Source organism: Lederbergia citrisecunda (assembly GCF_018343695.1).
GTDB classification, from domain to species: domain Bacteria; phylum Bacillota; class Bacilli; order Bacillales; family Bacillaceae_C; genus Lederbergia; species Lederbergia citrisecunda.
This window is the reverse complement of sequence record NZ_JAGYPJ010000001.1, coordinates 4,463,407-4,475,858: the sequence shown is the minus strand read 5'-3', so window position 1 is coordinate 4,475,858 and position 12,452 is coordinate 4,463,407. Positions and strand designations below refer to the sequence as shown.

The 12,452-nt window shown below is 37.6% G+C and carries 10 protein-coding genes; 1 reads left to right on the top strand and 9 read right to left on the bottom strand.

The window, feature by feature from the left end; translation table 11 throughout:
• Nucleotides 1–5: 5 nt before the first annotated feature.
• The 4 genes from KHA93_RS21805 to KHA93_RS21790 form a co-directional block, all read right to left on the bottom strand.
• Entirely contained in the window at nucleotides 6–878 is an 873-nt protein-coding gene (locus tag KHA93_RS21805; protein WP_213112642.1) for a fumarylacetoacetate hydrolase family protein, read from the bottom strand.
• Between the two features lie 26 nt (nucleotides 879–904).
• Complete coding sequence (gene gucD / locus KHA93_RS21800) at nucleotides 905–2,359, bottom strand: alpha-ketoglutaric semialdehyde dehydrogenase GucD (RefSeq protein WP_213113086.1); 1,455 nt, start codon at nucleotides 2,357–2,359, stop codon at nucleotides 905–907.
• A 176-nt stretch (nucleotides 2,360–2,535) separates the two neighbouring features.
• On the bottom strand, nucleotides 2,536–3,276 hold the full coding sequence (locus KHA93_RS21795; protein WP_213112641.1) for a hypothetical protein: 741 nt from the start codon (nucleotides 3,274–3,276) through the stop codon (nucleotides 2,536–2,538).
• Complete coding sequence (locus KHA93_RS21790) at nucleotides 3,260–3,787, bottom strand: RNA polymerase sigma factor (protein ID WP_233711272.1); 528 nt, start codon at nucleotides 3,785–3,787, stop codon at nucleotides 3,260–3,262. Before KHA93_RS21790 ends, KHA93_RS21795 begins: the two co-directional genes overlap by 17 nt.
• Before the next feature lie 610 nt (nucleotides 3,788–4,397).
• Here KHA93_RS21790 and KHA93_RS21785 point away from each other — a divergent pair.
• Complete coding sequence (locus KHA93_RS21785) at nucleotides 4,398–6,536, top strand: MMPL family transporter (protein ID WP_213112640.1); 2,139 nt, start codon at nucleotides 4,398–4,400, stop codon at nucleotides 6,534–6,536.
• A gap of 40 nt (nucleotides 6,537–6,576) precedes the next feature.
• Here KHA93_RS21785 and KHA93_RS21780 read toward each other — a convergent pair whose 3' ends face one another.
• The 5 genes from KHA93_RS21780 to KHA93_RS21760 form a co-directional block, all read right to left on the bottom strand.
• Nucleotides 6,577–7,371, bottom strand: coding sequence for a phosphotransferase family protein (locus tag KHA93_RS21780; protein ID WP_213112639.1), 795 nt, complete (start codon nucleotides 7,369–7,371; stop codon nucleotides 6,577–6,579).
• Nucleotides 7,372–7,625: 254 nt separating this feature from the next.
• Nucleotides 7,626–10,754 carry an MMPL family transporter gene (locus KHA93_RS21775; RefSeq protein ID WP_213112638.1) on the bottom strand — a complete coding sequence of 1,043 codons (3,129 nt, stop codon included), beginning with the start codon at nucleotides 10,752–10,754 and terminating at the stop codon, nucleotides 7,626–7,628.
• A complete protein-coding gene (locus tag KHA93_RS21770) occupies nucleotides 10,742–11,206 on the bottom strand; it encodes a MarR family winged helix-turn-helix transcriptional regulator (RefSeq protein WP_213112637.1) in 465 nt (154 codons plus the stop codon). The genes KHA93_RS21775 and KHA93_RS21770 overlap by 13 nt, the downstream gene beginning before the upstream one ends.
• A 273-nt stretch (nucleotides 11,207–11,479) precedes the next feature.
• Nucleotides 11,480–11,632: a hypothetical protein gene (locus KHA93_RS21765; protein ID WP_213112636.1), complete on the bottom strand. Its 153-nt coding sequence runs from the start codon at nucleotides 11,630–11,632 to the stop codon at nucleotides 11,480–11,482.
• A gap of 201 nt (nucleotides 11,633–11,833) precedes the next feature.
• On the bottom strand, nucleotides 11,834–12,388 hold the full coding sequence (locus KHA93_RS21760; RefSeq protein WP_213112635.1) for a nitroreductase family protein: 555 nt from the start codon (nucleotides 12,386–12,388) through the stop codon (nucleotides 11,834–11,836).
• Nucleotides 12,389–12,452 lie beyond the last annotated feature (64 nt).

Here is a 12,452-nt window from a genome sequence, read left to right as displayed (position 1 = left end):
CCCCCTTATTGCGCTGCCACTGGATTTCGCAATAAACCAATGCCTGAAATCTCAATTTCGACTACATCACCATCGTTTAACGTAAAATCGTTTGGAGGTACGATACAGGTGCCTGTTAGCAAGATAGTACTAGGGAATAATTCATTATCTCTCTTTAAAAATTCGACTAATTCTTCGTATCGTCTTTTTAATTGAGAAGTACAGGCCGCATCTTCAAAAACCTTTTCACCATTCCGTAAGATTCTACAGTTAATATCAAACGCATAAGGGTCCTCAACCGTCTCTGCTAGTAAAATCGCAGGGCCAATTGAACATGAATGCTTCCACATTTTCGCTTGCGGTAAATACAGCGGATTCTCCCCTTCAATATCCCGGCAGCTCATATCATTTCCAATTGTGTATCCGACAATATTTCCAGCACCATCTATGACAAGCCCTAACTCTGGTTCCGGAATTTGCCATGTTGAATCAGAACGTAAGTAAAGTGGCTCGTTGGGTCCAATTGTTCTTTTATCTGTTGATTTTAGAAAAAGTTCCGGCCGTTCCGCTACATAAACTTTGTCATAATAAGAAACGGTCGGTTCACTTCCTTGAGATTCATAGTTTCTGGCGTCTTTACTTCTTAAATACGTAACCCCGCTTGCCCAAACTTCCTGGGCATTGATTGGGAGTTTAAGGTCTAATTCATCTATTGATTTTTGAATGGGATCTATTCCATCTAACACTTCATTAATCAATGTCAGACAGTTCTTTTGTTGTTCCTCACATGTTTTCAGTAGTTCTTGAAAGTCTTGATAAGGCAATGGATAAATCTTCGAATCTTCTTTTACTGCAGCCAATTGTGACATTTCCGATTCCGCATAACGAATGATTCTCATGATCTGATCTCCTATCTTTTATAAAATTAACTTTTCACAAACACTGTTTTAATAGATGTGTAGAATTCTATTGCAGCTTCTCCTTGTTCCCGCGAGTGGGAACTTGAACTCTTCATCCCTCCAAAAGGAGCTTGAAGTTCGACACCTGCCGTCTCAGCATTGATTCTTACAAGTCCTGCATCAACGCGATCAATAAACTTTAACATTGCACCTACATTTTCCGTATAAATAGAGGCGCTTAACCCAAACTGTGTATCATTGGCCAATGTAAAAGCTTCTTCTAGGTCATCAAATGGAATAATGGCAATGACAGGTCCAAAAATCTCTTCTTGGGCAATTTGCATCTTACTGTCAACATCATCAAAAATAGTTGGCTCTATATAATAGCCTTGGTCATAATCTGAACCTGTTAATCTATTGCCACCAAAAAGAAGTCTAGCTCCCTCTTGCTTTCCTTTTTCAATATAAGAAAGAACAGTTTCCATTTGTGCCTCGGAAGAACACGGGCCCATCCAAACCCCATCTTCCAATCCGTTTCCGACTTTGATTGATTCGGAAGCTGAAAGAAGTTTGTCTACAAAGGCCTGTTTTATATTTCTATGTACGAGAACCCGACTAGTTGCCGTACATTTTTGTCCTGTCGAACGGAATGCGCCACTAATAGTTCCTTCGACCGCTTTATCAAGGTCCGCGTCTTCTGCAATAATGACTGGATTTTTCCCGCCCATTTCAAGTTGAAACTTTGCCCCTCTTTCAACGGCTCCTTTTGCAATTTGTTTTCCAACTACGTCTGAGCCAGTAAAAGAAATCCCGGCAATTCCTGGGTGATTGACAATTCCATTTCCTATGACACTCCCAGAACCGGTAATCATATTGACGACACCTTTCGGAAGACCTGCTTCGTGAAAGCAATCTATTACTTTAGCGGCTGTAATAGCCGTTTCAGATGCCGGCTTAATGATAACCGTATTTCCATAAATGAGAGCCGGTGCCATTTTCCAGATTGGAATCGCCGCTGGAAAATTCCACGGAGTAACGATTCCTACCACACCTAAAGGTACGCGTTTTGTAAACATCAATGCTTCACTGTCTGAGGAAGGAATCACATCTCCAACTTTACGCATTCCTTCTCCCGCATAATAGCGTAAAATAGCAACTCCCCTAGCCGTTTCGCCTTTTGCTTCGGGCAAAGTTTTCCCCATTTCTCTCGTCATCGTCTCTGCAATATCATCCAATCTTGACTCTAGAATATTGGCAACCTTGTAAAGATAATCCCCTCTCGCCGCTCCTGAAAGCTGGCTCCAATCAAATCTTGCTTCTGCAGCTGCTTCCACTGCTCTATCTAAATCCTCCAATGTTGAAACTGCTGATTTTCCTACAACTTCTCTTGTGGCAGGGTTTATTATTTCTCTTGTTTCTCCAGTTATGGATTCTTTCCATTCCCCAACGATGTAGTTTGAATACGTTTTCAATTTGTTGATTCCTCCTAATCATGTTTGATGAAATAATTAAATCCTTATTTCGACACTCTACCATGTTAGTACAATTCTATATGGAACTCTGAAATCCTTTTTTAAGAGAAAATTACATAGAATAGCTAGACCACAAAAAAACACAACTAAAAAACCAGCCTGAATTATCCAAGCTGGATTCACAATCAATCTTCAAAATTAAATAAATTTGCCAGTGCTATTATCTCTTCCTTCGTTTTTCCTGTTATATACCATATATACGTATCCGTTGGAATATATATTTGTATTCCTGTACTTGACATTACTGCACGTTTGTTAGCAACTTGCAATTCTTCCGTTCCGTAAGCCTCTAATAAATAATCGACTGTTTCATTAGCAGTACCGATTTCGTTAAAATGATTATCAATAGAAATAAAATGGTGGTTAACGGTATGATAAAAGGCTTGCATGACAAATCCCTTACCGTATATTTCATCTGCATATACTATTGGGTTACTAATAATCGAAGGAATTTTTTCTTTAGCATTAAGGGGAATGACTGAATTTTTCAATCCGTATTCAGTAAAAGTCAGGGTGCGTTTCCCGTCAATTTCTTTCCATTCATAATAATCTGCATTAGTGGCCATTTGCTGCTCTTTTGTCTGTTTTGCACCTGCTGATTTTTCTAAATTGGTTTGAGTATTACTTTCGTCCATAAAGAAATTCTCATGCAATAAGTAATTGTAACTAAACAGTAACATTAGGCTAAAAGCCAATCCATATGACATGATAGAAAAATATTTTTTTCTCCTAGCTTTTACTGGCAGCCTATCAATTTCACTTATGACCTTTGCATGTACAAGTTCCAGCCTCTCGTGCTTCCATACTATTTGACTGTTTAAGTTTTTTAATGATTGGTCCAAACTTTTATCATACGATAATTTCATTTAGCAGCCCCTCCTTTTTAACCTTTTTTTCTAGTGCTTTCATTGCCCTAAATAATGTAGATTTCACTTTGCTTTCCGACCATTGTAAAATTTCCGACGTTTCATCAATTGAAAATTCATTAATTTTTCTTAAGATGATGATTTCACGATATGAAGTTTTCAATTCTCCAAGTACAGCATACAGTTCTTTTGCATTTTCCTTTATGACAATCGCATCATCAGGCAATGGATCTTCATCTCTTCTGTTTGGAAAAACTTCTTTAAACAACATAATAGGTCGCTGCTTCCTTATGTGATCTATCGTAACGTTATGGGCGATACTATATAGCCAAGTCTTCGGAGAAGAGCTACGATTATAAGATTGAATTTTGACGTAAGCTTTAACAAATGTCTCTTGAGTCAAATCTTCTGCCTGATAAAACTCACGTACCATCATAAAAATGTATTTTAAAATAGAGTCGCTATAATCCGTGTACCAGTTAGATATTTCCTGTTTATTGTAATCAAGCAAAAATTTCACCTCTCTCTTAATTTAAACTATAAGAAAAATTTGGAACTGATTCTTATTCATAGTTTAGACGGCTGACTTTAAATAAAGTTGTGAAATTTAGAAGAAAATCTTTTATATTTTCTATTCTCCTTCTAAATCCTTGATTTCTGCCTTACCTGACTGGAGATGGAGCTCTTTCAAAAAAGAGGGTTAGTCGATTGTGTTTTATCATTTTATATAGGTGAAGAAAGTGCAACGGGATCAGTTCCTTACCACCTAAAGACGGGGGGATTAATCCCTCATTTTAATATTCACTTCCATCTAACACTCTTTCTTACCATTTGTTTTAAAACATTCTACACTACGCTGAATCTTTGAACCTACGAATCGGCATTTTCTTCTTATTCTCTGTATATAGACCCCTCATCAAATTTTTCCGCTCATAACTTGACGAGATCATGTTAATATCCCTTTTCAATGAAAAAACATTAATTTTCATCTTGGGGATTTGGCACACTAATCTCTCCTATACGCTTAACATAATTTCCAAAAAGACATTGGAAATTATTGGCGTACTTATTGTACTTCCGATATGATAAGATCAGCGAAATTGTTTTTAAGGGGACATAAAATGAATAAGCTCGGAAAATTAATATTTAAGTATAGAAAATTAGTTTTAATGATATGGACATTGTTGCTCTTACTTTCAGGCTTTTTTGCATTAAAGCTACCTTCTGTTTTAGGTGGTAGTGGCTTTGAATATGATGGCTCATATAAAGAAGTCGAAAAAATCATGGATGAAGATTTCAATATTCCTTCCTCTTCCTTAATATTGTTATTTGAAAAAAGCGATGATGCTTCAGAACAAAATTTTAAAGAGTACATAGAAGGTACTTTGTCTCGCATTAAAGTAGTCAAAGATTTAGAGATACAGCAATCCTCGCCTCAAATCAAAGACAACCGGGCTTTTGTTATTCTTTCGTTTAGCAATAAAGATCAAATGCCTCAAAATATAGAAAATGTGCGGGACAAGCTTAAAGACGAAGGGTCTTTTTCTGTTGGTTTAACAGGAAGAGCCGTCATTGAAGATGATATGAATCATGCGGCACAGGAGGATTTAGTGCGTGCGGAATTAATTGGGATTCCGATAGCATTAATTGTGCTTCTATTCGCTTTTCGCGGTGTAATAGCTGCACTTATACCACTTATCACTGGATTTATTAGTGTTGTTGTCGCTATGGGAATGCTTTATTTTACCGGGCATAAATTGGATCTTTCAATATTTGTTCTTAATACTACCCCAATGATTGGTTTAGCTCTTGGGATTGATTTTGCCCTTCTTTTTGTGAATCGTTTCCGTGAAGAATTAGAAATGAAAACGACAGATGAGGCTATTGTAAAAACCGTTTCTACATCTGGAAGAGCTATTCTTTTTTCTGGTTTCTGCGTTCTTCTCGGATTAATAGGAATGCTCTTTATTCAAGTCGGAGTCTTTCAATCTGTCGCATTAGCCGGTATTGCCGTTGTCTTTACTTCTGTTTTAGCGGCAAATACATTTTTACCAGCACTACTATCCGTCCTTGGTCCATATATTAATAAGTGGATGATTTTAAAACAAAAAAACGGAAAGGAAGGCAGCTGGCATACATTTGCTCGTTATGTAATGAAAAGACCTGTCGTGATGGCGCTTGTTGCAACTATCATACTCATTACAGGTTTACTTCCTGTTGGTGATATGCGGTTAGCCATTCCAGAAGCCGACGCATTGCCAACTTCATATGAATCTAGGACCGCTTTTGAGAAATATAAAGAAACCTTTGGAGACAAAGACAAGACGACTGTATATATTGTTGCAAGCAACGACGAGGATATACAAGATCAGGATTCATTGAAAAAATTGGAGAAAGTCGTTCAAAACATTCAATCCGATCCTCTTGTAGTCGAAGTAGATTCCATTTTTTCAGCAACACAAATGTCAGCTGAAGAACTGATTGCAGCGTCTGAAGTTCCTGAACTAAAATCTCAATTGGCACCAGCTTTCGAGCAGCTAACAAATGGGAATGAGGCGCTACTTCAAGTAAAATTAAACGCGAAGAACTCTTCTCCGAAGGCAAAAGATTGGGCCAGAGACTGGGAGAAAAAGAAAACAGCTCTAGCATTAAAAATTGGTGGTGAATCAAAGTTTCACCAGGAAATTTTCGATGAAATTATAAATAAAATAGTGTACAGTTTGGCTTTCATCTTAATTTCAACGTATATCGTCTTATTCATTGCATTCCGTTCCGTTTTAATTCCATTGAAAGCCATTTTGATGAATGTGATTAGCTTAGGGTGTACATTTGGTATAATCGTATGGATTTTCCAAGAGGGACACCTCGGTTTTCATGCATCCGATATTGCGTTAATGATTCCGGTCTTTGCCTTCAGTATCGTGTTTGGACTAAGTATGGACTACGAGGTTTTCCTTATTTCTCGAATTTATGAGATTTATCTTGAAACGGGAGATAACGATAAGGCCACTTTAGAAGGTTTAATTTCTACAAGTAAAATCATTACTTCTGCGGCTGCCATCATGATTGTCATTACAGGTGCATTTGGTTTTACCGGCATCATTCCCGTGCAGCAAATGGGAGTTACGATTGCACTAGCTATTTTTATCGATGCTACGATTGTAAGGATGGTGTTAGTTCCATCTTTAATGAAACTGCTTGGCGATGTAAACTGGTGGTCGCCTCTAAAACAACGACAACGTATCAAACAAGTTGAATAAGAAAAATGGAGTGGGGTGTCTTGCCCCGCTCCATTTTCACTCATAAAAATTCATATACACCATTCGCAAAATACTCATATTCTTTTTCGTTTAAAATCGTTTCTCCATATCCCTCAAAAAAGATTTTTTTATCTTCTTCGCTTGTAAAAAAAGTTTCTTCGGGTTGAATAGCAAGGGCAACATCAAACCTTGAATCTCCATATGCTCCCCCGCTCCAATCGATGACAGCTGCTATTTTTCCATCGTGTACAAGAACATTATCAACTGTAAAATCACCATGGATAAGAGTCTGCTTAATATTCTTTGGTTTTTCTCTTCTCAACTTCTCCAAAAGTTCAGGCGTACCATCTAAATCATAAAGCTTTAACTCTATTTCAGCCTTATCAAATATATAATCGAGCCAATTTAAGTCAGGTTGATAAATTTCAGCTGGACATGTTGTCGAGTGGATCTCCTTTAGAACCTTTCCAAATTGATAAATGAGGCTTCGCTTTTTTTCTGGATCTTGTTCTTTTTGAAGCGCTTCTCCCATCGTTTCGCCCTGTATAAAGTTCATTAAAATCCAAGACTCATTGAGTTCGGGTTTCTTTTCAAATGCATGAATGACAGGAATGGGAAGATCTGTTTCACTTAGACTTTTTAAGATAAAAGCTTCTCGTTCAAGCCATCCAGAATATCGCTCCCCTTTCGATCTTTTTAAAACGAAAACCCCATTTTCCCCCGTAACAATCCCTACATTTGACGTACATCCCTGCTCTGGAAACGTCATTTTTTCAATCTTTCCTATTGTTTTTAATATTTTTATAGGAATTTCCTGTTCAGTGATTGGAGCCAAAGCATTTCCCCCCTATTTTTTGCTGTTTTCCTTATTATTCGTTGTAAGTAATAAAAGCGCAAGCTTATAGATGTACAAACTTCATCGCCTAGACGTAGATTATGATTTTGATAAAAACATAATGATTCCATACACCGTAATATGTCCAACATATGTTTTGAAAAACATGATGAAAGTTTAATCAAGATCCAGAGGATTCCATAAAAATAGGAAACGTCCCAAAAGGTACACTTTGGGACGTTTTCACTCATTTATTAATGATCTTTTTTCGGCATAAATGGCCACCAGTTCGCTTTTCCAAGTATGTTGATTAACACAGGTACAAACAATGGCAAAATGATTAAAGCATAAAATAGTAGGCCGCTTAGCACTAGTGTTGCAATTTGTAGCATCGACAATACGCCTGAAGGCAACATAGCGGCAAAGGTACCTGCCAAAATAACGGCTGCACTCATAATAACTGTTCCCATATTTTTCATCGCAATCATCATGCCTGTTTTTACATCAAGTTCTCTATATTCTGAGAAACGATCCATCAAAAAGATAGAATAATCTACTCCGAGGGCAATCAAGATAACAAATCCAAAGAATGGTGTGACCCAGTTAATTCCAGGGTAACCTAGAATATTAACGAATATAACTTCTGTCATCGCAATAGATGAGTAATAGGTTAATAAGAGTGATGCAATAATATAAACTGGCATGACGAGTGAACGAAGCAGAATGATCAAAATAAGAACAATCCCAATCATCATAAATGTAACTGTTTTTGTATAATCAGAATTGGACATCGTCTCAAGATCATGGTTAATGCTCGTGACCCCGCCTATCCCTATATTTGCTTGTTCTAGTTTCGTATTTTTCGTTGCATCTTTCACCGTTTTCTCGACTTCTGAAATCATCTCCATCGATTGCTTTGAATATGGATTTGTATCAAGCACGATATCCATTGTCGTCATTTTTCCGTCTTTGGACATGTAAATATCAAATACTCTTTGAAACTCTTTATCTGTTAAAAGCTCATCTGGTATATAGACGCCAGATTGCTGAAGATCCGTATCATTAGCAAGTTTATTTAAATAGGTTTCTGCTTCTCCAAATCCATCTTCAATTTTCCCAAGACCTTCGCTGCTTTGGGCAAGACCGTCACTCAATTCATCAAGCTGTCCACCCATATCACCAAATCCTGTTTTTAACTGTTCCTGGCCTTTTGCAATTTCACCAAGACCTGATGCAATGGAAGGTATTTGTTTAACAACTTGATGCTGACCATTTGTCGCTTGACCTAATCCGGATTCGAGCTTAGACAATCCATTCGCAATTTCATCTAAGCCTTTAGAAAAACCACCTAATCCGCCACTGATTTTAGCTAAGTTAGTGTTGGCCTCTTTTAACCCGCCACTCACTTTTTGCAACTCCGCATTTAACGCTGAAACTGTTCCATTTGCAATCGCAACTTGCTTCGTTGCTTCGCCTACAATACTTTGGATTTCAGCTAAGTTCGGATCGTCTTGAATTTCCGGATGATTTTGAACTAGCTTCGTGAGAGGTTCCTGAAGTGACAAAATCTTGTTTTGTGCACCTTGCAATAAAGCTGGCACTTTTTCATACTCACTTATTAGTTTGGCAAGACCAGCTTGAGCTTGCTCGTAACCCTTCAATAATTGTGCGGTGCCCGCTTGTAGCTCACGTGCTTTTTTACTCGCTTCAGAAGCACCTTTTTTCAAATCGCCAGCACCTGTTGTACCTTGACGAATTCCATTTTCAATGGTGCTTAAAGCTGTTTGTAGCTCTCCAACTCCGGACTGCAACTTTTTCGTACCATTATTTAACTCCCCAATTCCGGAAGTTGCCTTTTCAATTTCCGGCTTGGATTCTTTAATGGAAGTTGCCGCTTCATTCAATCCGTCTTTGATTGTAGCGATTCCTTCCGTTCCTTCTCCAATTCCTTTCCCTAGTTTATCCGCCTGATTTTTTACATAGAAATCCTCAATTTTATCACCTATCGGCCGAGTTACACTTCGGACCTTATGAACATGATCAAGGTTTTCTAATTTATTGCTGATCGATTCTATTAAAGTTATATACTCTTTCGATTTCATAGAATCGTCATTTTCAAGGACAACTTGAATCGGCATGATCTCTCCTGGTCCAAAGTTATCTGCTACAAGATTAAAGCCCTTTACAGAACCGTAATCTTCCCCAATTTCATCAAGCGAATTAAAGGACAAGTCCCCGTCATAGCTGACAAGAAGAGGCACAGTGAACAAAGCGACAATTCCAAGCGCAATGAGTGGTCTTGTGATAGCGAGATTTCCCATCCAGCCCCACAGCCTACTTTCAGAATGGGAAATATTTTTTCTTACTGGCCAGAAAAGGGCGGTTTTTAACGTAGCCATGAAAAATGGGACAATTGTAAAGAGAGCAATGATCAATACGAATACCCCTACGGCAACACCAACTGCCGATTGATACAATTTAAAAGTTGCAAAGCCAATAGACGCGAAGCCAATCATAACAGCTAACGCACTAAAAATAACGGTTTTCCCTGCAGTTTTATAGGTCGTAACGATGGCGGATTGATTATCCTGGCCATTTGAAAGTTCTTCCTTATAACGACTGAGCAACAAAATACAATAGTCGGTTCCAATTCCAAAGAGGACTGCGACCATGAAAGTCTGGGTAAAATTGGATACAGGGAAATTTAGTTTATCTACTAAAAATGCGACAATCGTTTGGCTCACCAAATACGTCATTCCAACTGTTAGAAGTGGAATAAAAGGTGCAATAGCTGAGCGGAACACAAGTAAAAGGATAACCATGATAAAAATGACTGTGATGACTTCTGTCTTAGCAAGACCTTTTTCTGAACTGATAATGACATCTTCCGTAATCAACGCATTTCCAGTCATATATGTGTCGACACTTTTTGTTTTAATCGCTTTGTCCAACTGCTCGCGGACATCCCTTAATTCTTTGTCACCTATTTTGACATCAAGCAAAGCAATGATTGTATTTCCATTTTTCGAAACAAATTGATCTTTAAGTTCCTCATCATTAAAATGTGTGGTGATATTACTAATGCCAAGCTTTGATTTATTTGCTTCGAGATTTTTCATTGTGGATTCAATATTGGAAACCTGAGAATCAGAAAACTTTTTCTCGTCATGGAAAACCGCGATAAAGGCGCTCGTCCCTTTTTCCTTTGAAGAGTGCTTGGCAACAATTTCCGAAGCGACCTTAGATGGATAACCATCCGCTACTTCTAGTTGTCCCTTCTCCCTTATAAGTTGAGCCATATTGGGGGAATTCATTGTAAGGACGATTGCGGCAATAATCCAACTAGCAAGTATCGCCCATCTAAAACGTATTACAGACCGCATTCTTCTCCCCCCTTATAGTTCTCGATATAATCAGCTATCTTCATATATACATTAAGAAAACTTTCCATCTCATCTTCTGGTATTTTTCGTACAATGGATTCTACGAAATCATTAATTTTGTTCGCGAGATGCTCGTAATATTCCGTTCCTTCTTTTGTAAGACGCAAATACACATTTCTACGGTCATTTTCATCTCTTTGCCGCTCGACTATTCCTTTTTTGACGAGCTTATCAACCCTCACTGTAATCGCACTTTTATGTACAAGTTGTTTTTCAGCAAGTTCCGAAGCACGGATTGGCCCCTTCATATAAAGTAATCTTACAAGCGAAAACTGCTCAATTGATAGTTCCTCCATTAACTGTGACGACATTAAAGAAGAAATACTTTTCGAACCAAACATAAATATATCCATATAACGATCAAAAATTAGTTGGATTTTCTCTTTGTTCAAATTAATTCACCTCATCAATAGTTGACCCACTCAACTATATTATAATGCATATGCACGGTCAATGACGATTATGTGACAAGAAAAACGGAAGAGTCTTTTTTATTTACAAGAACAATAGCGCAGCTCTGGAGCTAGACGGAAACTATTTCCTAGAAATTTACCCATAAAGTTTCAATTTATATTTTACAAAACGATAAAAAACCGTAAATGTTAGATTGTTGTCTAACATTTACGGTTCAGATCAATTTGATAAGATCATTATTCATTCATTTACTACCCTCTTATCATCGGAATCAAATAACTAATGATAAACCACATGACTCCGAAAAAAATGATTAAATAAGCAGTGTATTTAATAAAAGTAGAAGCTACTTGACTGGAATCTGATTTTCTTTCGGTCCTTTCAATTTCCTTATGCTCGTCCATATTAACCTCTCCTTTATTAAGGGTCATGGTTTTGTAATACCCTTATTTAGGAAAAGCAAACCAATGTTTAGAATGCGATAGGGCCTTGCACACAGGGGCTCGCGGCATTAGTCCATATCCCTTTTCGGAAAAACGCTAGCGATGGCTGCTTGCGCTAGACACAATCACCCTAAAATATTTATGTTATGAGTTGTTTAAAGGTTAAAAAGCGACCATCTTTTCTACGGGATTTGTCCTTTTTCGAATCTTTTTTGCTGCTATCTCTTTATCAAAATATCCAATATTTAATACTCCCACAATTTTTTCACCTGGTTGAACTCCCAGTGCTTGACGGAATTTTGGATCGTGAATATGGGCAGGCGTTTTCCAAACCATTCCTATTTCTTGTTCCCACGCAAGCAATTGCAGATTTTGAAGCATACAGCTTGTTGCGGCGAAATCTTCTTCCCGCACTTTTTGCCGTGGATCCTCATTCATAATGACGACTAAAAATGCCGGTACATTAATAAATTTATTTTGAATAATTTCGTGCTTTCCTTTTTCATGACATTGAAGTATCGCTTCAATAAAATCCTCTTTACGATCTTTGGAAACAAATATAAAACGCCATGGTTCACGAACGCCATGTGTAGGCGCCCAAACGGCATCATTTAATAATGACAAAACAAGTTCTTGTGTAATCTCTCTATCGATATATCCATTTTTAACCGAAGTTCTTTCGCGGATTGTATCCGCAATTGACTTAACTGCTAGCATGGAGTACCTCCTTAAATAATAATGATAATCATTATCACTTATCATATCATTCATAAACAATATT